This is a genomic window from Mycolicibacter algericus DSM 45454 (assembly GCF_002086455.1).
GTDB lineage: Bacteria > Actinomycetota > Actinomycetes > Mycobacteriales > Mycobacteriaceae > Mycobacterium > Mycobacterium algericum.
On the sequence record NZ_MVHC01000001.1, the window covers coordinates 96,876 to 119,449 of the forward strand.

At 67.8% G+C, this 22,574-nt stretch carries 24 protein-coding genes; 16 read left to right on the forward strand and 8 right to left on the reverse strand.

The features are described from left to right. Positions 1–86 precede the first annotated feature (86 nt). Genes BST10_RS00460 through prfB form a run of 7 tightly spaced genes read right to left on the reverse strand, consistent with a single transcriptional unit; the run spans position 87 to position 5,624 of the window. The gene (locus tag BST10_RS00460) at positions 87–932 is read right to left on the reverse strand and encodes a DMT family transporter (protein ID WP_083035751.1); all 846 of its coding nucleotides are present in this window, start codon (positions 930–932) and stop codon (positions 87–89) included. After that, a complete protein-coding gene (smpB, locus tag BST10_RS00465) occupies positions 929–1,432 on the reverse strand; it encodes an SsrA-binding protein SmpB (RefSeq protein WP_083035754.1) in 504 nt (167 codons plus the stop codon). The genes BST10_RS00460 and smpB overlap by 4 nt, the downstream gene beginning before the upstream one ends. A gap of 3 nt (positions 1,433–1,435) precedes the next feature. Further along, positions 1,436–2,329 carry a permease-like cell division protein FtsX gene (gene ftsX / locus BST10_RS00470; protein WP_083035756.1) on the reverse strand — a complete coding sequence of 298 codons (894 nt, stop codon included), beginning with the start codon at positions 2,327–2,329 and terminating at the stop codon, positions 1,436–1,438. A gap of 1 nt (position 2,330) precedes the next feature. Further along, on the reverse strand, positions 2,331–3,020 hold the full coding sequence (gene ftsE / locus BST10_RS00475) for a cell division ATP-binding protein FtsE (RefSeq protein WP_041318390.1): 690 nt from the start codon (positions 3,018–3,020) through the stop codon (positions 2,331–2,333). Between the two features lie 51 nt (positions 3,021–3,071). After that, positions 3,072–3,605 carry an Rv3103c family proline-rich protein gene (locus tag BST10_RS00480; RefSeq protein WP_083035758.1) on the reverse strand — a complete coding sequence of 178 codons (534 nt, stop codon included), beginning with the start codon at positions 3,603–3,605 and terminating at the stop codon, positions 3,072–3,074. Next, positions 3,602–4,519: a mechanosensitive ion channel family protein gene (locus BST10_RS00485; RefSeq protein WP_083035760.1), complete on the reverse strand. Its 918-nt coding sequence runs from the start codon at positions 4,517–4,519 to the stop codon at positions 3,602–3,604. Before BST10_RS00485 ends, BST10_RS00480 begins: the two co-directional genes overlap by 4 nt. Continuing rightward, complete coding sequence (prfB, locus tag BST10_RS00490; protein WP_013829774.1) at positions 4,509–5,624, reverse strand: peptide chain release factor 2; 1,116 nt, start codon at positions 5,622–5,624, stop codon at positions 4,509–4,511. Before prfB ends, BST10_RS00485 begins: the two co-directional genes overlap by 11 nt. Before the next feature lie 97 nt (positions 5,625–5,721). Between prfB and BST10_RS00495 the strand changes: the two genes are divergently transcribed. Further along, positions 5,722–7,098: an FAD-dependent oxidoreductase gene (locus BST10_RS00495; protein ID WP_083035762.1), complete on the forward strand. Its 1,377-nt coding sequence runs from the start codon at positions 5,722–5,724 to the stop codon at positions 7,096–7,098. Between the two features lie 24 nt (positions 7,099–7,122). Here BST10_RS00495 and BST10_RS00500 read toward each other — a convergent pair whose 3' ends face one another. Next, positions 7,123–7,443, reverse strand: coding sequence for a hypothetical protein (locus tag BST10_RS00500; RefSeq protein WP_013829776.1), 321 nt, complete (start codon positions 7,441–7,443; stop codon positions 7,123–7,125). A gap of 23 nt (positions 7,444–7,466) precedes the next feature. Between BST10_RS00500 and hisN the strand changes: the two genes are divergently transcribed. The 15 genes from hisN to nuoD all read left to right on the forward strand — a co-directional run bounded on the left by hisN (position 7,467) and on the right by nuoD (position 22,542). Beyond that, positions 7,467–8,279, forward strand: coding sequence for a histidinol-phosphatase (gene hisN / locus BST10_RS00505; RefSeq protein ID WP_083035764.1), 813 nt, complete (start codon positions 7,467–7,469; stop codon positions 8,277–8,279). A 110-nt stretch (positions 8,280–8,389) separates the two neighbouring features. Next, the gene (locus BST10_RS00510; RefSeq protein ID WP_083035767.1) at positions 8,390–9,793 is read left to right on the forward strand and encodes an acyl-CoA dehydrogenase family protein; all 1,404 of its coding nucleotides are present in this window, start codon (positions 8,390–8,392) and stop codon (positions 9,791–9,793) included. 36 nt (positions 9,794–9,829) lie between these two features. Then, positions 9,830–11,041 carry an acyl-CoA dehydrogenase family protein gene (locus tag BST10_RS00515; protein ID WP_083035769.1) on the forward strand — a complete coding sequence of 404 codons (1,212 nt, stop codon included), beginning with the start codon at positions 9,830–9,832 and terminating at the stop codon, positions 11,039–11,041. Between the two features lie 148 nt (positions 11,042–11,189). Continuing rightward, positions 11,190–12,296, forward strand: a complete 1,107-nt coding sequence (locus tag BST10_RS00520) for a homogentisate 1,2-dioxygenase (RefSeq protein ID WP_083035771.1) — start codon at positions 11,190–11,192, stop codon at positions 12,294–12,296. After that, positions 12,293–13,477 (forward strand): alpha/beta hydrolase, encoded by a 1,185-nt coding sequence (locus BST10_RS00525; protein WP_083035773.1) that lies wholly within the window; start codon positions 12,293–12,295, stop codon positions 13,475–13,477. Before BST10_RS00520 ends, BST10_RS00525 begins: the two co-directional genes overlap by 4 nt. Beyond that, a complete protein-coding gene (locus tag BST10_RS00530; RefSeq protein ID WP_013829782.1) occupies positions 13,474–14,682 on the forward strand; it encodes a CaiB/BaiF CoA transferase family protein in 1,209 nt (402 codons plus the stop codon). Before BST10_RS00525 ends, BST10_RS00530 begins: the two co-directional genes overlap by 4 nt. Further along, entirely contained in the window at positions 14,679–15,578 is a 900-nt protein-coding gene (locus BST10_RS00535; RefSeq protein ID WP_083035776.1) for a hydroxymethylglutaryl-CoA lyase, read from the forward strand. Before BST10_RS00530 ends, BST10_RS00535 begins: the two co-directional genes overlap by 4 nt. Positions 15,579–15,586: 8 nt before the next feature. Further along, positions 15,587–16,201: a TetR/AcrR family transcriptional regulator gene (locus BST10_RS00540; RefSeq protein WP_083035778.1), complete on the forward strand. Its 615-nt coding sequence runs from the start codon at positions 15,587–15,589 to the stop codon at positions 16,199–16,201. A gap of 16 nt (positions 16,202–16,217) precedes the next feature. Continuing rightward, the gene (locus BST10_RS00545) at positions 16,218–17,459 is read left to right on the forward strand and encodes an acyl-CoA dehydrogenase family protein (protein ID WP_083035781.1); all 1,242 of its coding nucleotides are present in this window, start codon (positions 16,218–16,220) and stop codon (positions 17,457–17,459) included. Further along, positions 17,456–18,820, forward strand: coding sequence for a phosphotransferase family protein (locus tag BST10_RS00550; RefSeq protein ID WP_083035784.1), 1,365 nt, complete (start codon positions 17,456–17,458; stop codon positions 18,818–18,820). The genes BST10_RS00545 and BST10_RS00550 overlap by 4 nt, the downstream gene beginning before the upstream one ends. A gap of 88 nt (positions 18,821–18,908) precedes the next feature. Beyond that, a complete protein-coding gene (locus tag BST10_RS00555) occupies positions 18,909–19,322 on the forward strand; it encodes an Rv3143 family two-component system response regulator (protein WP_083035786.1) in 414 nt (137 codons plus the stop codon). Positions 19,323–19,576: 254 nt separating this feature from the next. After that, positions 19,577–19,954, forward strand: a complete 378-nt coding sequence (locus tag BST10_RS00560) for an NADH-quinone oxidoreductase subunit A (RefSeq protein ID WP_013829788.1) — start codon at positions 19,577–19,579, stop codon at positions 19,952–19,954. Positions 19,955–19,976: 22 nt separating this feature from the next. Next, positions 19,977–20,531, forward strand: a complete 555-nt coding sequence (locus BST10_RS00565; RefSeq protein WP_013829789.1) for a NuoB/complex I 20 kDa subunit family protein — start codon at positions 19,977–19,979, stop codon at positions 20,529–20,531. Next, positions 20,528–21,229 carry an NADH-quinone oxidoreductase subunit C gene (locus tag BST10_RS00570; protein WP_083035788.1) on the forward strand — a complete coding sequence of 234 codons (702 nt, stop codon included), beginning with the start codon at positions 20,528–20,530 and terminating at the stop codon, positions 21,227–21,229. Before BST10_RS00565 ends, BST10_RS00570 begins: the two co-directional genes overlap by 4 nt. Further along, complete coding sequence (gene nuoD, locus BST10_RS00575) at positions 21,229–22,542, forward strand: NADH dehydrogenase (quinone) subunit D (protein WP_083035791.1); 1,314 nt, start codon at positions 21,229–21,231, stop codon at positions 22,540–22,542. Before BST10_RS00570 ends, nuoD begins: the two co-directional genes overlap by 1 nt. The last annotated feature ends 32 nt before the right edge of the window (positions 22,543–22,574 follow it).

Consider the following 22,574-nt stretch of genomic DNA (forward strand, 5'->3'; position numbering starts at 1 on the left):
TATTTTCCGCCGACGCTCGGCGGACACTTCATAGTACGCGGTTGCAACGACGAACGGGCCCCCGTTCATTCCCCGCTGCCGGCACGTCATCCCGCGGTGATCATCGCTACCGCGACGACGGCCGCCACCATGCCGACCACCTGCCAAAGATGCACCCGCTCGCGCAGTACCACGATGGCTAGCATCACCGTCACCGCCGGGAACAGCGAGATCAGCACGCTGGCCAGCGACAATTGCGAGCCGCGCAGGGCGAGCAGCATAGCGACGTTGGCACCGGTATCGGCCAGCCCCGCCAGCAGCGCAAGCTTCAGCGTCCCGCCGGAGGGCAGCCGCAGTTCGCCGGCGCCTGTCGCGATGATGACGACGACCACCGTGGCCGCCAACCTGGCGAACATCAGTGGCCACAGCACCGACTCGACCGGCGCCTTCTCGATGAACACGAAGTTCAGCCCGAATCCCACGCCGGCGCCGATGGTCAGCCACGCCACCTTTGGGGTGAACCGGTGCGGTCGTACGTCCTCGTCGGTGACTTCCCGGCTCACCAGGACCACCGCCACCAGCGCCAGCACGATGCCGACGCCGGCGACCGCACCGGGCCGCTCACCTCGGATCAGGCCCACCGTGACCGGTACCCCGGCTGTCACCACGGCGGACAGCGGCGAAACCACCGAAATGGGACCGGATCTCAGTGCCGCGTAGAACCACCAACTGGCCACGCCCAGCGCCAGACCGCAGGCCGCACCCCAGCCGACAGCGCCCGGATGGATCGGTCCACCGGTCACAACCGCGATCGCCGTCAGTCCTACCAACGCCAGCGGGGTGGAGACCAGCAGCACCCGCAGCGGCGAGACCCGCCGCGACGCGAGGCCGCCGACGAAGTCGCCCATCCCGAAGCCGGCCGCCGCTACCAGCGCCAGCGCCGAACCGATCAGGTCATACCCTTGGCGCGGCGGCCCAGCGCCCGGGTCACCTCGCGCTGGGCGTCGCGGCGGGCCAGGTCCTGCCGCTTGTCGTGGGCCTGCTTACCGCGCGCCAGCGCCAGTTCGACTTTCACCTTGCCTTCGGAGAAGTACACCGACAGCGGCACCAGCGTGAGGTTTCCGTCACGGATCTTGCCGATCAGCATGTCGATCTGGCGTCGGTGCAACAGCAGTTTGCGGGTGCGGCGGGGGTCGTGGTTGGTCCAGCTGCCGTGCCGATACTCCGGGATGTGCATGTTGCGCAGCCAAACCTCACCGTCGTCGACGGTGGCGAAGGCGTCGACCAGCGACGCCTGGCCGGCCCGCAGACTCTTCACCTCGGTTCCCAGCAGCACCACCCCGGCCTCGTACACGTCGAGAATCGAATAGTTGTGCCGCGCTTTGCGGTTCGAGGCAACGATCTGTTTGGCGGCCTGCTTCTTGGCGTCCTTGCCCCCCGGCTTCTTGGCCACGGGCTACCGCCGGACGTACAGGCGCAGCGTCACGTACGCGGTCGCCCCGGCCATCGCCGCTCCCAGCAACAGCAGGATCGGTGAGATGTAGAGGATGTCGGCGTAGTCGATACGGGCGATCAGATGCGCTTGATAGAACTGGCTGAGCGCGCTGTCGAGGAACAGCGCCCGCACCACGATCAATCCGACCACCGCGATGATCACGCCCACGGTGGCAGCCAGCACCGCCTCCAGCAGGAACGGCAACTGCGTGTACCAGCGACTGGCCCCCACCAGACGCATGATCGACACCTCGGTACGCCGGGTGTAGGCGGCGACCTGAACCATATTCGCGATCAGCAGCACCGCCCCCACCGCCTGCACCAGGGCGATGGCGAACGCCGCGCTGGACAGCCCGTCCAGCACGGCGAACAACCGGTCGATCAGCTTCTTCTGGTTGAGCACGCTGAGCACACCCGGCTGGTCGGTCATCGCGGCGTCGAAATCCGTGCTCTGCTCGGGGTTTTCCAGCTTGACGATGAACGACGCCGGGAAGGAGTCCTTGCTCGCCACATCCTTGAACTCCGGGAACTTGCGGATCGCGTCGGCGTAGGCGTCGTCGGAGTTCAGATAGCGCACCGACTTCACGTCGTCGCGGTTCTCGATCCGCTCCCGCAGCGCCTTGCAGGCCTGCGCTTCGCAGTTCGGGTCGTCGGCAGCGACGTCGGCGTTCAAGAACACCTGCGATTCGACCCGGTCCAGGTAGATGTTGCGGGACTGGTCGGCCAGCCGCACCACCAGCAGGCCGCCGCCGAACAGCCCGATCGAGATCGCCGTGGTCAGGATCATCGCGACCGTCATGGTGACGTTGCGGCGCAGGCCGGTCAGGACCTCATTGAAGAGAAACCCGAAGCGCACGTCAGCGATCCATCCCGTAGACACCGCGCTGTTCGTCGCGGACCAGCCGGCCCAGTGACAGCTCGACGACGCGCTGGCGCATCGAGTCGACGATGTGGTGGTCGTGGGTCGCCATCAGCACCGTCGTCCCGGTTCGGTTGATGCGCTCCAGCAGATCCATGATGTCCTCACTGGTCTCCGGGTCGAGGTTGCCGGTCGGCTCGTCGGCCAGCAGCACCAGCGGCCGGTTGACGAACGCGCGGGCGATCGCCACCCGCTGCTGCTCACCGCCGGACAGCTCGCCGGGCAGTCGGTTGGCCTTGCCGGACAATCCGACCATCTCCAACACCTCGGGGACCACCCGGTTGATCATCTCCGGCTTCTTGCCGATCACCTCGAGCGCGAACGCGACGTTCTCGAACACCGTCTTCTGTTGCAGCAGCCGGAAATCCTGGAACACACAGCCGAGCACCTGCCGCAGGCTCGGGATGTGGCGGCCGGGCAGTTTGTTGACGTGGAACTTCGACACCTGAATGTCGCCCTTGGTGGGGGTCTCCTCGGCCAGCAGCAGCCGCATGAACGTCGACTTGCCCGAACCGGACGGTCCGATCAGGAAGACGAACTCACCCTTGTCGATCTTGACGCTGACATTGTCCAGTGCCGGACGGGCCGACGATTTGTACTGCTTGGTGACATGGTCGAGCGTGATCATCACGGCACGCAGTGTAGCCGTGCGGTGCGGTGTCCCCGGTCAGGCCACGTGCTAGGGCGCCGCCGGCTGCGAGGTCGCCGGCCCGGGCGAAGCCGAGGGCGTGGGCACGCCGGGCGTCACCGGAGCCGGCGGTGATCCCGGTGGCGGACTCTGACCGGGTGGCTCCGGCGGGGTCGGCGCCGGCGGCGGACACAGCGGCGGGCAGAACGGGAACCCGGGTTCCGGCGTCGGGGTGGGCGGTTCGCCGGGCGGTTCGCCGGGCGGTTCGCCGGGCGGTTCGGTCGGAGTGGGCGTCTCGGTGGTCGGCGCCGGGGTCTCGCTGACGGTCGTCGTCGGTTGCTGCACCCTGGTGCGCGGCACCCAGGTGTATGCCGGGTCGGGGATGAAGCCGGGCGGCACCACCTGGGGGGCGGCCGGCGGCGTCGGCTGCGGGCGGTAGGTGTCATACACCCACCACACCGCCACGAACGCGATGATCAACAGCACGGTGGAGGTGCGGACGCGGCCATTGAACAGCTGCGCCGGCCAGCGCCACCGCCGGCCGTCGGGCTGGGCGGCCTGCGGTTCGGACTGGCGGGCCGTCACGGCGTCTCCACCGGCTGCACCTCACCGGCCGTGACGACACCGGCCGAGGCGAGCGCCCGCACCACCTGGATGCGCAGCCGGCGACCCACCTCGAACTGTTTGCCGGGCAGCGTGCGAGCCACCATCCGCAGATTGACGACACCGAGTTCGATGCTCTCCACCCCCATGATCGACGGCGTGTCCAACAGCAGGTCTCGCAGCGGCGCGTCGGCCTCCATGGCGTTCTCACAGACCTGGTGCAGCACCTCGTTGACCCGGTTCAGGTCGGCGCTGGTGGGCACCGGAATGTCGACGACGGCGCGCGCCCAGTCCTTGGACAGGTTCAGCGACCGGACGATATTGCCGTTGGGCACCGTGAACACCTCGCCGTCGGCGGTGCGCAGTTTGGTCACCCGCAGCGTCACGTCCTCGACGGTGCCCAGCGCCTCCACCGACGCCCCGATCATGCTCAGCTGCACCAGGTCACCGAACCCGTACTGCCGCTCGGTGATGATGAAAAATCCGCTGAGCAGGTCCTGCACCAGTTTCTGGGCGCCGAAACCGATCGCGCCGCCGATCACCGCGGCCGGCCCCACCAGCGATCCGATCGGGATGTCGAGTATCCCGGTGATCTGTACGGCCACCACCACGCACAGCATCACCACCGACACCCAGGAGATCACCGAGGCCACCGCCTGGCGATGCTTGGATGCCTCCGAGCGCACCAGCGCGTCACTGGTCTGGAAGCCCAGTTCCAGCCGTCGGGTGACCCGGCGCGCCGCCCAGGTGATCAACCGCGATGCCAGCACCGCCCCGATCAGCAGCAGGACGATCCGCAACCCCTTGTCGATGACCCACTGGCCGATCTCACCGCTCCACGCGTCGTGCCAGCGCTGTCCCGGGGAGAAGGCCGAAACCATCGGTTCAGTCGCCATCCGGGGAGTTGCGCCACCGGATTCCGGCCTCCAGGAACCCATCGATGTCGCCGTCGAGCACCGCGGCCGGGTTGCCGACCTCATATTCGGTGCGCAGGTCCTTGACCATCTGGTAGGGGTGCAGCACGTAGGACCGCATCTGGTTGCCCCACGAACTGCCGCCGTCGCCCTTGAGCGCATCCATCTCGGCGCGCTCCTCGGAACGCTTGCGTTCCAACAGCTTTGCCTGCAGCACCCGCATCGCAGCCACCTTGTTCTGCAGCTGCGACTTCTCGTTCTGGCAGGTGACGACGATGCCGGTGGGCACGTGGGTCAGGCGGACCGCGGAGTCGGTGGTGTTGACCGACTGCCCGCCCGGCCCGCTGGAGCGATACACGTCGACGCGGACATCACCTTCGGGAATGTCGATGTGGTCGGTGGTCTCCACCACCGGCAGCACCTCGACCTCGGCGAACGACGTCTGCCGGCGGCTCTGATTGTCGAACGGGCTGATCCGCACCAGCCGGTGGGTACCCTGCTCCACCGACAGCGTGCCGTAGGCGAACGGGGCGTGCACGGCGAAGGTCGCACTCTTGATCCCGGCCTCTTCGGCGTAGGAGGTGTCGAACACCTCGACGCCGTAGTTGTGCTGCTCGGCCCACCGGATGTACATCCGCATCAGCATCTCGGCCCAGTCGGCAGCATCCACCCCGCCCGCTCCGGAGCGGATGGTGACCAACGCCTCGCGTTCGTCGTACTCGCCGGACAGCAGTGTGCGGACCTCCATCGCCTCGATGTCCGCCCGCAGCGACACCAGCTCGGCGTCGGCCTCGGCCTGCGCGTCCGCGGCGGCCTGGCCCTCCTCCTCGGCCGCCAGCTCGTAGAGCACCGGCAGATCATCGAGGCGGCTGCGCAGCCCCTCCACCCGCCGCAACTCGCCCTGAGCATGCGACAGCTCACTGGTCACCCGCTGGGCGCGGGTCTGGTCGTCCCAGAGATTGGGGTCGGACGCCTCGTGTTCGAGTTTGTCGATGCGGCTGCGCAGGCCATCGACGTCTAGCACCCGCTCCACCGTGGTCAAGGTGGCTTCCAGGGCGGCGATGTCGGGCTGGCGGTCGGGTTCCACGTTTATCGAGGTTACCGGCGCCCGTTGCGAGTCGACCTCTAGCATCGGGGATACGCGCCTGCGTGCATGTTTTCCCGACAGGAAAGAAGGTTCGAGGATGCGGCCCTACCACGTCGCGATCGTCGGCTCTGGGCCATCCGGGTATTTCGCCGCGGCATCCCTGCTCAAACTGGCGTCGGGCGGTGAGGTCGACGTGCGCATCGACATGCTGGAGATGCTGCCCACGCCATGGGGTCTGGTGCGCTCCGGTGTCGCGCCGGATCATCCGAAGATCAAATCGATCAGCGCGCAGTTCGAGAAGACGGCGGCCGATCCGCGCTTCCGGTTCTTCGGCAACATCACCGTCGGCGAGCACGTACAGCCCGCGGAACTCGCCGAACGCTACGACGCGGTGATCTACGCCGTGGGCGCCCAGTCCGATCGGCACCTGGGCATTCCGGGCGAAGACCTGCCCGGCAGCGTCGCGGCCGTCGACTTCGTCGGCTGGTACAACTGCCACCCGCACTTCAAAGACGTGACGCCGGACCTGACCGGTAAGCGCGCGGTGGTGATCGGCAACGGCAATGTGGCACTGGACGTGGCCCGGATCCTGGTCAGCGATCCGGCAGAACTGCGCGGCACCGACATCGCCGACCATGCGCTGGAGTTGCTCGACCCGCGCGGTGTCGAGGAGGTGGTGATCATCGGCCGGCGCGGCGTACTGCAGGCCACCTTCACCAGTCCGGAACTACGTGAACTGGGCGAGATGAAGAGCCTGACGAACGTCGATGTGGTGATCGCTCCCGAAGAGCTGGCCGGGATCACCGATGCCGACGTCGAAGCGGCAGCCAAGCATCCCAGGGCGAACTTCAAGGTGCTCAGTGGCTACGTCGGCCGCGAGCAGCATGCGGGTAATCGCCGCATCGTATTCCGGTTCTGCACGTCGCCGATCGAGATTCGCGGCGAGGGCCGGGTCCAGGAGATCGTATTGGGCCGCAACGAGCTCGTCACCGACGAGACGGGCAGAGTCAGTGCCCGCGACACCGGGGAGCGCGAGGTGCTGCCGGTGGACCTGGTGGTGCGGGCGGTCGGCTACCGCGGGGTGCCCACGGCGGGGCTGCCGTTCGACGAGCGCAGCTGCACCATTCCGCACACCGACGGCCGTATCGAGGGCACCCGCAATCAGTACGTGGTCGGGTGGATCAAACGCGGGCCGTCGGGGGTGATCGGTTCGAACAAGAGCGACTCGCAGGCCACCGTCGACACCCTCGCCGCGGACCTGGCCTCCCGGGTCGCGGCCGCCGAGCTTCCCGAGGTCGATGCCGACTACGACGTGCAGCTTCAGCAGTGGCTGCTGTCGCGCCAGCCCGCGCTGGTCACCGACGAGCACTGGCAACTGATCGACGCCCACGAGCGGTCCACCGGTGAGCCGCACGGCCGGCCCCGCATCAAGCTGGTCGACGTCGCCGAGATGCTGCGGGTCGGCCACCGCTGAGCCGACCGCGGCGCCTCGCCGGAATCAGCTGGCCGGTTCGGTCAGATTCCAGTTGTCGGGATTGCGTGGCGAGTACACCACCGGCAGCAGCTCGCCCACCGTCGGCCAGTTGTCGACGTCGACGGCGCGGCGCTGGTAGACCTCGTGCTCGGCCACCGTGGGTCCGGTGATGACGCCGGTGATCGTGACGTACTGCATCCCGACGGCGTCAGGCCGGGGGCTGACGCCGGTGATCAGCAAGGTCCCCTGTTGCGCTTCGCTGCCGGGGCCCGGCCGGAAGAACCGCGGCGCCACGAAAACCGCCAAGATCGCCAGCAGCAACAGCAGCGCCCAGATCTCCCACATCAGCTCATGGTAGGACTTTCGCCATGGCGCAGATCAACGACAATCTCGACTCCCGGCTCCACGACGACCTGACTCTGGCACTGACCCTGGCAGACCGGGCGGATGCGATCACCCTGGCGCGGTTCGGTGCGCTCGACCTTCGCGTCGACACCAAGCCGGACCTCACCCCGGTGACCGATGCCGATCAGGCGGCCGAGACGGCGCTGCGCGAGGTGCTCGCCGCCGAGCGCCCCGACGACGAGATCCTCGGCGAGGAGTTCGGCGGCAGCGCTTCGTTCGCGGGACGTCAATGGATCATCGACCCGATCGACGGCACCAAGAACTTCGTGCGCGGGGTGCCGATATGGGCCACCCTGATCGCGTTGCTCACCGACGGCGTGCCGGTCCTGGGCGTCGTCAGCGCTCCGGCGCTGCAACGGCGGTGGTGGGCCACCAGCGGCCGGGGCGCATTCGGGTCGGTGGCCGGCGGCCCGCAGCGACGGCTATCGGTGTCCTCGGTAACCGATGTGGACTCGGCGAGCCTGACGTTCGCCGGGCTGAACCTGTGGGCGGCGCGCGGCCTGCGGGAGCAGTTCCTGGGTCTTACCGAGTCGGTGTGGCGGGCCCGCTCCTACGGCGATTTCTGGGCGTACTGCCTGGTCGCCGAGGGGGCTGTGGACGTCGCCGTCGAGCCCGCGGTGTCGGTGTGGGATCTGGCCGCCGTCGACATCCTGGTGCGCGAGGCGGGTGGGGTGTTCACCGACCTGTCGGGCAACCCGGGACCGCACGGCAACTGCGCCGTGGCGGCCAACCCTGCCCTGCACGCGCAGGTGCTGGCCGCCTTGACCCCCGGATAGCCCGCGCCCCGCCGGGGCCATTGAGGACTTCGTCACACCTTACTGTCGAGTCATCTTACTTCGGAGTAAGGTGGTGTTATCGATTCTTCCCTTTTCAGTGAGGCTCTGACATGACTGACACTGCATCCGCCGCGCCCGGCTCGAAGAGCAAGCGGTCCGGACGATCGAGTGCCATCGGACTGGACAAGCCGAAGCGCACCCCGATCGCCGCCGCCCTGGCCCTGGTCACTCCGCTGGTCAGCCAGCCCTTTCTGGACCGGCACAACCTGCGCGACCCGCTCAACCGCAGCCTGAACTACGGCGTCAAGGCGGTGTTCTCGACGGCCGGCGCGGCCACCCGCCAGTTCAAGGCGGTGCAACACTTGGGCAAGTCGCCGGTGCGGCTCAAGGCCAGCGGCGCCGACTACTTCGATCTGACTCCCGACGACGAGCAGCAGATGATCGTCGACACGGTCGGCGAGTTCGCCGCCGAGATCCTGCGCCCGGCCGCCCACGACGCCGACGAGGCCGTGGACTACCCGCGTGAGCTGATCGGCAAGGCCGCCGAACTGGGCATCACCGCGATCAACATCCCGGAGGACTTCGACGGCATCGCCGCGCACCGTTCTGCGGTCACCAATGTGCTGGTCGCCGAGGCGCTGGCCTACGGCGACATGGGTTTGGCGCTGCCGATCCTGGCGCCGGGCGGCGTGGCCGCGGCATTGACCCATTGGGGCAGCGCCAGCCAGCAGGCCACCTACCTGCCGGAGTTCGCAGGTGAGAACGTGCCGCAGGCCTGTGTGGCGATCGCCGAGCCGCAGCCGTTGTTCGACCCCACCGCGCTGAAGACGACGGCGGTGCGCACCCCCAGCGGCTACCGGCTCGACGGCGTCAAGTCGCTGGTGCCGGCGGCCGCCAACGCCGAACTGTTCATCATCGGCGCCCAGCTCAACGGCAAGCCGGCGCTGTTCCTGGTGGAGTCGTCCGCCAACGGCCTGAGCGTCAAGCCCGACCCGGGCATGGGTGTGCGGGCCGCCGCGCTGGGCCAGATCGAGCTGAAGAACGTGTCGGTGCCGCTGAGCGCCCGGCTGGGCGACGAGGACCGAGCCGAGGCCGAGTACGCGCAGGACTATTCAGAGGCGATCGCGCTGTCGCGGTTGGGCTGGGCGGCGCTGGCGGTCGGCACCAGCCACGCGGTGCTCGACTACGTGATGCCCTACATCAAGGAGCGCGAGGCGTTCGGCGAGCCGATCGCCCGCCGTCAGTCTGTGGCGTTCATGTGCGCCAACATCGCCATCGAACTCGACGGGCTGCGGCTGATCACCTGGCGCGGCGCTGCCCGTGCCGAACAGGGGCTGCCGTTCATCCGGGAGGCCGCGCTGGCCAAGCGGATCGCCGCCGACAAGGGCATGCAGATCGGCTCCGACGGCGTGCAGCTACTCGGCGGCCACGGTTACACCAAGGAGCACCCGGTCGAACGGTGGTACCGCGACCTACGCGCACTCGGTGTCGCCGAAGGCGTCCTGGTCATCTAGCCCCAATACTTCGACTACCGATCCGAAAGACTTGTCATGGCAATCAATTTGGAACTCCCCAAGAAGTTGCAGGCGATCGTCGAGATGACGCACGCCGGCGCCGCGGAGATGCTGCGCCCGATCTCGCGCAAGTACGACCTGGCCGAGCACGCCTACCCGGTGGAGCTGGACACCCTGGAGACGCTGTTCGACGGCGTCTCCTCGGTGGACAACTCCGGGATGGCCAGTGCCACCGAGGCTTTCCGCAGCGGCGATGAGGCGGCCGGGAACCGCAACGGCGCCAACATGGCGGCGCTGCTGCAGGTGCTGGAGATGAGCTGGGGCGATGTCGCGTTGATGCTGTCCATCCCCTACCAGGGCCTGGGCAATGCGGCGATCTCCGGAGTGGCCACCGACGAGCAGCTCAAGCGGCTCGGCAAGGTGTGGGCGGCGATGGCGATCACCGAACCGAGCTTCGGCTCGGACTCGGCGGCGGTGACGACCACGGCCAAGCTGGATGGTGACGAGTACGTGCTCAACGGCGAGAAGATCTTCGTGACCGCCGGATCCCGGGCCAGCCACATCGTGGTGTGGGCGACGCTGGACAAAAGCCAGGGCCGCGCGGCGATCAAGTCGTTCATCGTGCCGCGTGAGCACCCCGGCGTCATCGTCGAGCGCCTCGAGCACAAGCTCGGCATCAAGGGTTCCGACACCGCGGTGATCCGGTTCGACAATGCCCGGATTCCGGCCGGAAACCTGCTCGGCAGCCCGGAGATCAACACCGAGAAGAGCTTCTCGGGGGTCATGGAGACCTTCGACAACACCCGACCGGTGGTGGCGGCGATGGCCGTCGGGGTGGCCCGTGCCGCGCTGGAGGAACTGCGCAACATCCTGACCAAGGCCGGGGTGGAGATCGACTACGACAAGCCCGCCCACGTCCAGCACGCCGCCGCTGCGGAGTTCTTGCGCATGGAGGCCGACTGGGAATCGGCGAACCTGCTGACGCTACGGGCGGCCTGGCAGGCCGACAACTCGATCCCGAACTCCAAAGAGGCGTCGATGGCCAAGGCAAAGGCCGGCCGGATGGCCACCGAGATCACGCTGAAGGTCGTCGAGCTGGCCGGCACGGTGGGCTACTCCGAGCAGACCCTGCTCGAGAAGTGGAGCCGCGACTCGAAGATCCTCGACATCTTCGAGGGCACCCAGCAGATCCAGCTGCTGGTGGTGGCCCGTCGCCTGCTGGGCCTGTCATCGTCTGAGCTGAAGTAGCCCTACGGCGAGCAGACGCCAAGGCCCCCATTTCCACCCGGATTTGGGGGCTTTCGCGTCTGCTCGCGACGTCAAGACGGCCCTTGCCTCGGCTCAGAACAAAAAGTAATGTTGCTTTTACTTTTTGCGCGACGGATTGGGGCCGCCGATGGAATCCTTTGTTCACCTGCGCAAAGGCGTCACGCCCAAGCGGGTCCACGCTGATCTGGATGGGTTGAAGGACGACGAGCTCGGCCGCGGCGGCTTCACCGGCCGCACCGCCAACATGTACCGGCGCCATGATCCGACCGCCTATCGCGCCGAGGGCCCGCTGCGGCCCGTCGACGTGCTGGCCCCCCAACTCGAACCGGCCGACGCCGCCGACCCCGCCGGAGGGCCGCTGCGGCTGTTCCACAATGACGACTGCGCCATCTCGCTGTCGCGGCGCTCCGCCGAGATGCCGTTTCATGTCCGCTACGTCGACGGCGACCTGCTGTGCTTCGTGCACGCCGGCTCCGGACGGCTGGAGACCGAGTTCGGACCGCTGGACTACCGCGAGGGCGACTGGGTTTATCTGCCGAAGGCGACCACCTGGCGCCAGCTGCCCGCCACCGAGACCACACTGCTGATGATTCAGGCCTCCGACGAGTTCCGGGTGCCACCGCCTGGTCCGCTGGGCCGGCACTTCCCATTCGACCCGTCCCAGGCAGTCATCCCCGAACCGGCCCCCATCGACCCCGACCCCTTCCGAGACGGACGCGACGAGTACGAAGTCCGGCTGATCCACGAGGGCGGTCCGACAACGCTGTACTACCAACACAATCCGATCGATGTGGCGGGCTGGCGCGGCGACAATTTCGCGTTCACCTTCAACATCGCCGATTACAACGTCGTCACCTCCGACAGCCTCCACCTGCCCCCGACGGTGCACCTGTTCATGCAGGCCACCGGGGTGTACGTGATGAACTTCCTGCCCAAGCCCGCCGAGGGTGTACCGGGCACCGAGCGCACCCCCTGGTATCACCGCAACGTCGACTACGACGAGATCGCCTTCTTCCACGGCGGATCGCTCTACGGGATTCCGATGCCGCCAGGACTGATCAGTCACGCGCCGCAAGGCGTGCACCACGGTGCCCCAGAAAAAGCCCGCGAGCGCGCTCGGCGCAAATTCGACGACTACCAGCGTGTCGACTGGCAGGTCATCGCCATCGACACCCGGCGCCGCCTCACCCCGTCACCGCAAGTTCTCGCCGCCGACCTAGGACAGCACGCATGACCGCCAAGCACGACTACGAACGCATCCCGTATCTCATTGCCTACCAGAATAATTCCGGTGTCCGTGACGTCTACGGCGGCGTGGCCGAACTGGTGGTGCTGGAGAGCTACCTGCTGCGCCCCAAAGAAAGCCCGAGTGACACCGTGCTGGTGTTCATGCACCCCATCGGCGGTGGCGCCTACCTGCCGATGGTCAACGCACTCGCGCGCGCCGGACACCACGTCATCTACTGCAACAGCCGATTCCGCGGCACCGACTCGGCACTGCTGATGGAGAAGGTGGTCGAGGATCTCGGCGAATGCCTCAAAGACGCCAAGAACCGGCTCGGCTATTCCAAGGTGGTGCTGGCCGGGTGGAGCGGCGGCGGCTCACTGTCGCTGTTCTACCAACAGCAGGCGCAGCATCCGACGGTGACCGCCAGCCCGTCCGGCGACGGCCCCGACCTGACCAGGCTCGGCCTGATCCCCGCCGACGGGATCATGCTGCTGGCCGCCCACATCAGCCGGCACGGCACCATGACCGAATGGCTCGACGCCTCGATCCTCGACGAATCCGACCCCACCAAGCGTGATCCGGAGCTGGATCTCTACAACCCGGACAATCCCAACCAGCCGCCCTACACCGGAGAATTCCTGGACCGCTACCGCCAGGCCCAGATCGAGCGGAACCGCCGGATCACCGCCTGGGTCAAGGCGAAACTGGCCGGACTTCAAAGCAGCGGCCGCCCCGACGACGAGTTCGCGTTCGTGGTGCACGGCACCATGGCCGACCCGCGCTGGCTGGATCCGGCGGTGGACCCCAACGACCGCACCCCCGGCAGCTGCTATCTGGGCGATCCGCAGGTGGTGAACATGAGCCCGGTCGGTCTGGCGCGGTTCTGTACGCTGCGCAGCTGGCTGTCGCAGTGGAGCTACGACGACGCCAACGGTGACGGCCTGGACTGCGGCCGTGACATCGCGGTGCCCGCGCTGGTGATCGGCAACTCCGCCGATGACGCCTGCACCCCCAGCCACACCCGCCGGCTGTTCGAGGCCATCGGGCACCCGGACAAGGAGATCCACGAAATCGCCGGTGCCAACCATTACTACGCCGGCCCGGACCAGCGCGACGCGCTGCGTCGGGCGGTGGACATCGTCACCGATTGGCTGAGCCGGCATGACTTCGTAGGCTCGTCGGCATGACCACACCCGCAGGCGCACTTGACGGCATCCGGGTCATCGAGCTCGGCACGCTGATCTCCGGGCCGTTCGCCGGGCGCCTGCTCGGCGACATGGGCGCCGAGGTCATCAAGGTCGAGCTGCCCGGCAAGCCCGACCCGCTGCGCACCTGGGGGCAGGCCGAACTCGACGGGCGCCACTTCTTCTGGACCGTGCACGCCCGCAACAAGAAGGCCGTCACGCTGGACCTGCGCACCGACCGCGGGCGCGAGCTGTTCCTGGAGCTGATCGACAACGCCGACATCGTCGTGGAGAACTTCCGTCCCGGCACGCTGGAACGCTGGGGTCTGGGCTTTGACGTGCTGCGTCAGCGCAACAACGGCATCATCCTGGTGCGGGTCTCCGGCTACGGACAGACCGGGCCGGACGCCCACAAGGCCGGGTACGCCTCGGTCGCCGAGGCGGCCAGCGGGCTGCGGCACATGAACGGCTTCCCGGGTGGTCCCCCGCCGCGGCTGGCGCTCTCACTGGGCGACAGCCTGGCCGGCATGTTCGCCGCCCAAGGCGCACTCGCCGCCCTCTACCGGCGCACGGTCACCGGCGAAGGCCAGGTGGTCGATGTGGCCCTGACCGAATCCTGCTTGGCCATCCAGGAATCCACCATCCCCGACTACGACGTCGGCGGCGTGGTGCGCGGGCCGTCCGGCACCCGCCTGGAGGGCATCGCGCCGTCGAACATCTATCAGTCGGCCGACGGCAGCTGGGTGGTGATCGCCGCCAACCAGGACAGTGTGTTCGCCCGACTGTGTCAGGCGATGGGCCGGTCCGAACTGGCGACCGACCCGCGGTTCGCCGACCACGTGGCCCGCGGCCGCAATCAGGACGAGCTGGACGCGATCATCGGCGAATGGGCCGCACAGCGTAAGCCCGACGACATCATCGCGACGCTGAGCGACGCCGGGGTGATCTCCGGGCCGATCAACACCGTCGCCGAGGTGGTCAACGACCCGCAACTGCGGGCCCGCGGCATGCTCGCCGAGCACTGGGACGAAGGCGCCGAGCGTACGGTGCTGGGCCCCGGCATCGTTCCGGTGCTCTCGGACACCCCGGGCCGGATCCGTACTGCCGGGTCGGCTCGGCCGGGGCAACACAACGACGAGGTCTACGGCGAACTGTTGGGCAAGACCGCCGCCGAACTGGATGCCCTACGCGCCGAGGGGGTGTTGTGATACCCGACAAGGTCGAGATTCGCGAGGTGGCGCTGCGCGACGGGCTGCAGATCGAGCAGCCGATCCCGTTGCGCGCCAAGCTCGAACTGCTCACCGCGGTCGCGGCGACCGGAGTGCGCGAGGTAGAGGTGACCTCGTTCGTGTCCCCCACCAAGGTCCCCGCACTGGCTGATGCCGCCGAACTCGCCGCCGAGCTGTGGCGCTACCCCGACCTGGAGTTCTCCGCACTGGTCGCCAGCCCGGGTGGCGCCGCCCGCGCAGTCGCCGCGGGCCTGACCTCGATCGAGTACGTGGTGTGCGCCTCGGATTCGTTCAGTTCGGCCAACGTGGGCCGCCCGACCGCCGACGCCGCGGCGGCGATCGGCGACATCGCCGGCATCGCCCATGACGCCGGCGGGTCCATCGAGGTCATCATCGCCACCGCGTGGGACTGCCCGTTCGACGGACCGACGCCGGCGCGGCGCGTCACCGACATCGCCGAATCGGCGGTCGCGGTCGGCATCGACCGGCTGGCGATCGCCGACACCATAGGCACCGCCACCCCGCGTCGGGTCACCGACCTGATCGCCGCGGTGCGGCCGATCGTCGGCGCCACACCGCTGGGGGCGCACTTCCACAACACCCGTGGCGCCGGTCTGGCATGCGCCTACGCTGCGGTTCAGGCGGGCATCACCCGGCTCGACGCGTCGGCCGGCGGCCTGGGGGGCTGCCCGTTCGCACCCGGCGCCACCGGCAACATCGCCACCGAAGATCTGGTCTACCTGCTGGGCGACTGCGGGATCGACACCGGCATCGACCTCGAGGCCGCCATCGCCGCCGCAGGCGTGGCCAGCTCGGTCGTCGGCCATGGTCTGCCCAGCGCGCTGTTGGCCGCCGGAGACCGGAAACGGAACTGACCACCACGATGTCCAGCCAGCGTGAGCTCAGCTCCAAGGGCCGCCAGACGCGCCAGGCCATCGAGCAGGCCGCCCGGGAGCTGTTCGCAGAGCGCGGCTTTCACGGCACCACGCTTGCCGACATCACGTCGGCGGCCGGCAAGTCCACAGCGGTGCTCTACCGGTACTTCCAGGACAAAGAGGATCTGCTGGCAGCGCTGGCGGAGTCATTCCTGTCCGACGTCGTCGAGCCTTCCCGGCTGAAGATGCGGTTGCCCGACTCCCCGCAGGACACCGAATTCTTCACCTCGGTGGTCGGCGCCTACTGGTCCATGTTCAAGCAGAACATCGGGATCATGATCGCCGTCGCCCAGCTCGCGGCCACCAGCCAACGATTCGCGGTGCTGCAGAACGAATTCCGCCGATTCGGCATGGAGATCGTCGCCGCCTCGGTTCGGCGCGCCCAGCAACAGGGGCACGGCCTCGACCTCGAACCCGACCACATCGCGGCGGCGATCGCGCTGTTGTTCGAGAACTTCACCGTCGTCTTCGTCGGCCCCTCCGGACCGGGCTGGCGAATCAGCGACAGCGATGCCATCGCGACGCTGTCGACGATCTGGAGGAAGACCCTGTACGGCCGCTGAACACGGAGGACTTGCCATGGATTTCACATTGCCCGAACACCTTCCGGCGCTGCTCGCCGAAATGGACGACTTCATCGAGCGCGAGATCGCGCCGCTGCAGGCCGCGAACATGCAGTACTTCGACCACCGCCGGGAGTTCGCCCGCACCGACGTGGAGAACGGCGGCATCCCGAACCGGGACTGGGAGGACCTACTGGCCGAGATGCGCCGCCGCGCCGACGCCGCCGGCTGGCTGCGCTATGGGCTGCCCTCGTCGCTGGGCGGCCGGGGCGGCAGCAACGTCGATATGGCGGTGATCCGGGAGCACTTGGCGCACAAAGGGCTCGGTTTGCACAACGACCTGCAGGACGAGTCCTCGATCGTCGGCAACTTTCCGCAGGTCATCATGATGGAGCGGTTCGGCACCGATGAGCAGCGCCGCGATTGGTCGGAGGCCCTGATCACCGGTGAGCGGTCGATGGCGTTCGGGCTGACCGAACCGGACCACGGCTCGGATGCGACCTGGCTGGAGACCCGCGCCGAACCCGCCGACGGCGGTTGGGTGATCAACGGTGCCAAACGGTTCAACACCGGGGTGCATCGCGCCACCCATGACCTGATCTTCGCACGCACCTCCGGCGAGGCCGGCTCGGCGCGTGGCATCACCGCTTTCCTGGTTCCCACCGATACACCGGGATTCCGCGTCCCGTTCTACTGGTGGACGTTCAACATGCCCAGCGACCACGGCGAGGTCGAACTCACCGACGTGCGGGTGCCCGCCGATGCGGTGCTCGGCGAGGTGGACCGCGGCCTGGAGGTCGCCCAGACCTTCCTGCACGAGAACCGGATCCGCCAGGCGGCCTCCAGTCTGGGTGCCGCCCAGTACTGCATCGACCGGGCTGCCGAATACGCCACCAAACGCGTGGTGTTCGGCAAGCCGCTCTCGGTCAACCAGGCTGTCCAGTGGCCGCTGGCCGAATTGCAGACCGAGGCGCAGATGGTTCGGCTGCTGGTGAACTACGCGGCCTGGCACCTCGACCGCGACCACCACCTGGAGGTCTCCGACAAGGTGTCGATGGCCAACTACCGTGCCAACCGACTGGTGTGCGAGGCCGCCGACCGTGCCATCCAGACCTTCGGCGGGATCGGATACACCCGCCACGAACCGTTCGAGCACATCTACCGGCATCACCGCCGCTACCGGATCACCGAAGGCGCCGAGGAGATCCAGATCCGACGAGTCGCGCAGCGACTGTTCGGATTCGACCGTCGCCGATGACCGCCGACCAACTGGCCGACCGGCTTTCGGCGGTGCTGGCCCCGGTGCTGGGTCCGGTGACCGTCGAGGGCCTGCGCGCGCTGACCGGCGGGGCCAGCCGGGTCACCTGGGCGTTCGACGCCGTCGGCGGCTCGGGGCGCCGCCCGCTGATCCTGCGTACCGGCCCCCCCGATGAGGTCCACGCCAGCATGGAGCTGGAAGCCCACGCCCAGCGCGCCGCGCGCACCGCCGGGGCTCCGGTACCGACCGTCCTTATCGCCGATAATTCTCCGGCGGCACTGGGTAATCCGTTCCTGATCTGCGATGAGATCGCGGGCGAGACGGTGGTCCGACGCATCGAACGTCAGCTCGATGACCCCGGGCGTGACGCCCTGTTGCGGCAATGCGCGCAGGCGCTGGCCGCCATCCATCGCGCCGATCCGGCCGATATGGCGCTGAGCGACGAGGACCAACTCGCCGCCTGCCGCGCCCAGCTGGACGCCATGCACGACACCACCGCCGTGTTCGAGTGGGCGTTTCGGTGGCTGGCCGCCCACCGTCCACCGCCGGCGCAGCCACAGCTGGTGCACGGCGACTTCCGGATGGGCAACCTGATCGTCGATGGTGCCGACCTGGCGGCGGTGCTGGACTGGGAGCTGGTGCATCTCGGCGACGGCTGCGAGGACCTGGCCTGGTTCTGCCAACGCGCCTGGCGTTTCGGCGCCCCGCCCGAGCGTGCCGCCGGCGGGCTGGGCGCCATCGAGGAGTTTTTGACCGCCTACCAGCACGCCTCCGGCACGGTGGTCGACCGCCGGCGGTTCGACTGGTGGCTGGTGCTGGGCACGCTGCGCTGGGGAATCATCTGCCGCTACCAGGCCGAACGGCACCTGAGCGGGCAGACCCGCTCGGTGGAGCTGGCGACCATCGGCCGGCGGGTCTCCGAAACCGAATGGGACCTGCTGCGGCTGCTCGCCCGCGCGCCCGCCGATACCCGCCCCTCGGCGCCGGAAGAACAAGCCGGGCCGCTGACACCGGGTGCGACCGGCCGGCGGCCGAGCGCCGCCGAGCTCGTCACCGCGGTCGCCGAGTTCCTCGACGCGGCGTTTCTGAACCGCGGCGGCCGCGGGCCCACCGACGGCCAGGTCAACTTCCACGCCAGGGTCGCCGCCAACGCGCTGCGCATCGTCGAACGGGAGTTGCGCGACACCGCCGCCGGCGCCGCGACGCACGCCCTGTCCGGACTGGGTTTCACCGACGAGGCCAGCCTGGCCGCCGCCATCCGGGCCGGTGACCTCGACGACAGATTCGACGCGGTCGAAGCCTGCCTCTATACCCTGGTGCGCCACCGGCTCTCGATCGACCACCCCGGCTACGATCGTTGAAGCCTTAGAGTCACTGCGCGACAGTCACTTCGGTGGTCGTCGCGCAAACCCGCTCTATCGGCGCCATACGAGCAGTAGCATTCCCAACGTGTCTGACTCCACGCCTTCCTCCCAAGCGCTGCGGATCCTGGTCTACAGCGACGATGCCGCTACCCGCGCGCGGGTCATGACCGCGTTGGGCAAGCACCTGCACCCGGATCTACCGGAGCTGAACTATGTCGAAGTCGCGACGGAACCGGTGGTGATCCGGCAGATGGACGCCGGCGGCATCGACCTCGCCATCCTGGACGGCGAGGCCACCCCGGCCGGCGGGATGGGCATCTGCAAACAGCTCAAGGATGAGCTCACGCCCTGCCCGCCGATCGTGGTGCTGACCGGCCGCGCAGACGACGTATGGCTGGCGAGATGGTCCCACGCCGACGGCGCGCTGCCGCACCCGGTGGACCCGATGGCGCTGAGCCGTGCGGTGCTGGGGCTGCTGCGTACCCCGACGCCGGGCTGAGACGGCAGTCCCAGCCTCGCTGAACCGCCCGGCCCATACGGCGGTCCCAGCTTCGGCTCTCCTGCGTCGAGCCTCGCTGAACCGCCGGGTTAGGGCAGCCTCAGAAGCGAATTGCCCTGTGGCCGTTGGTCGCTGATGGTGACGCCGGTCACAGTTGCCGACAATTTCAGATTCTCCGCGACCTCCCGGTTGCCGCGGGCTAGGCTGTGCCTGAACTCACAAACGACGCCCGGAAGGGAACCACGTCACTGAGCATGAACCAGTATCTGCCGATCCTCGCGCTCGCCGCGCTCGCCGCCGGTTTTGCCGTGTTCTCCGTGGTCGCCGGGGCGCTGGCCGGCCCGTCGCGCTACAACCGGTCGAAGCTGGAGGCCTACGAGTGCGGCATCGAACCCACCGACCAGCCGGTCAGCGGACCGCATGCCCCGCCCGGGCAGCGCTTCCCGGTGAAGTACTACCTGACCGCGATGCTGTTCATCGTCTTCGACATCGAGATCGTTTTTCTCTATCCCTGGGCGGTCGCCTTCGACGGCCTCGGGGTGTTCGCCCTGATCGAAATGTTGCTCTTCGCCGCCGTCGTCTTCGTCGCGTATGCCTACGTCTGGCGGCGCGGCGGCCTCAATTGGGATTGATTTGGAGTAGGCGGGCTTATCGATGGGATTAGAAGAGCAACTACCGAGCGGTCTCCTGTTGTCCACCGTGGAGGACCTCGCCGGTTATTTCCGCAAAGGCTCGCTGTGGCCGGCCACCTTCGGCCTGGCGTGTTGCGCGATCGAGATGATGTCGTCGATGGCGCCCGACTACGACATCTCCCGGTTCGGCATGGAGGTGTTCCGGGCCTCGCCGCGACAGGCCGATCTGATGATCGTGGCCGGCCGCGTCAGCCAGAAGATGGCACCGGTGCTGCGGCAGATCTACGACCAGATGGTCGAGCCGAAATGGGTGCTGTCGATGGGCGTGTGCGCATCGTCGGGCGGGATGTTCAACAACTACGCGATCGTGCAGGGGGTGGACCATGTCGTCCCGGTCGACATCTACCTGCCCGGCTGCCCGCCGCGGCCGGAGATGCTGATGTACGCAATCCTCAAGCTGCACGAGAAGATTCGCGATATGCCGTTGGGCGCTAACCGGGAGCAGGTGATCACTGCCACCGAAGAGGCGGCCCTGTCGGCCCCATCCACCTGGCAGATGAGGGGGTTGCTGCGGTGAGCCAGGGCACTGCCGACGGTGAAGGCCCGGCCGACTCCGAGGATGTGATCAAGGTCCGTCGCGGCCTGTTCGGCGCGGCCGGCACCGGCGACACGTCCGGGTACGGACGTCTGGTGAATGAGGCGGCGCTACCGGGAGAGACGCCGCGTCCCTACGGCGGCTACTTCGACGAAGTCGTGGACACCCTCACCGCGGTGCTGCAGCGCGAAGGGATCGAATTCGCCGATGCCGTCGAGAAAGTGGTGGTCTACCGCGGCGAGCTGACGCTGTATGTCCATCGGGCACAGCTGCCGGCCGTCGCCCAGCTGCTGCGCGACGAGCCAGACCTGCGCTTCGAACTGAGCCTCGGGGTCTCCGGCGTGCACTACCCCGCCGACACCGACCGTGAGCTGCACGCCGTCTACCCGCTGCGGTCCATCACCCACGGACGGCGGATCCGGCTGGAAGTCGCTGCGCCGGACGCGGATCCGCACATCCCGTCGCTGTATGGGATCTATCCCACCACCGACTGGCACGAGCGCGAGACCTATGACTTCTTCGGGATCATCTTCGACGGGCACCCCGCGCTGACCCGGATCGAGATGCCCGACGACTGGCACGGCCACCCGCAACGCAAGGACTACCCGCTGGGCGGCATCCCGGTCGAGTACAAGGGCGCGCATATACCGCCGCCGGACCAGCGGAGGGCTTACAACTGATGAGCACCGAAACACCCCGGACCGTCCTGAACGTCGGCGGCCAGGAATGGGACCAGGTGGTCGAAGCGGCCAGGGCCGCCGACCCCGGCGAACGCATCGTCGTCAACATGGGCCCCCAGCATCCGTCGACGCACGGTGTGCTGCGCCTGATCCTCGAACTCGACGGCGAGACGGTGACCGAAGCCCGTTGCGGCATCGGCTATCTGCACACCGGCATCGAGAAGAACCTGGAGAGCCGTTACTGGACCCAGGGCGTCACGTTCGTGACCCGGATGGACTATCTGTCGCCGTTCTTCAACGAGGTCGCCTACTGCCTCGGCGTGGAGAAGCTGCTCGACGTCACCGACGAGATCCCACCGCGTGTCAGCCAGATCCGAGTACTGATGATGGAGCTCAACCGGATCTCCTCGCATCTGGTTGCGCTGGCGACCGGCGGCATGGAACTCGGCGCGCTGTCGGTGATGCTGTTCGGCTTCCGGGAACGCGAACTGGTGCTCGACATCTTCGAGACCATCACCGGACTGCGGATGAACCACCAGTACATCCGGCCCGGCGGGGTCTCGGTGGACCTGCCCGACGAGGCGATCGGGCAGATCCGCGACTTCCTCAAGCTGATGCCCAAGCGGCTCAAGGACATCGAGGACCTGCTCACCGATAACTACATCTGGAAGGCCCGCACCAAAGGCGTGGGCTACCTGGATCTGACCGGATGCATGGCGCTGGGCATCACCGGCCCCGTGCTGAGGTCCACCGGCCTGCCGTACGACGTCCGCCGCGAAGAACCCTACTGCGGCTACCAGGACTACAAGTTCGATGTGATCACCGATGACGGCTGTGATGCCTACGGCCGTTACCTGATCCGTATCGCGGAGATCAAGGAGTCGCTGAAAATCGTCGAGCAGTGTGTAGAAAAGTTGGTCAAGTCGCACGGCGATCCCGTCATGATCGAAGACCGCAAGATCGCCTGGCCGGGCGACCTGACGATAGGCCCGGACGGGCAGGGTAACTCGCGCGAGCACATCGGCTGGATCATGGGCCACTCGATGGAAGGGCTGATCCACCACTTCAAGCGGGTCACCGAGGATCTGTGGGTGCCGCCCGGGCAGGTGTTCGTCTCGGTCGAGTCGCCGCGCGGCGAGCTGGGGGTGCACATGGTCAGCGACGGCGGCACCCGGCCCTACCGGGTGCACTACCGAGACCCGTCGTTCACCAACCTGCAGGCGGTCGCCGCGATGAGCGAAGGTGCGCTCATCGCCGACGTGATCGCCGCGGTCGCCAGCATCGACCCGGTGATGGGCGGGGTGGACCGGTGAGCGAAACGGGCGGCCTGGAAAGAAAAGAAGTC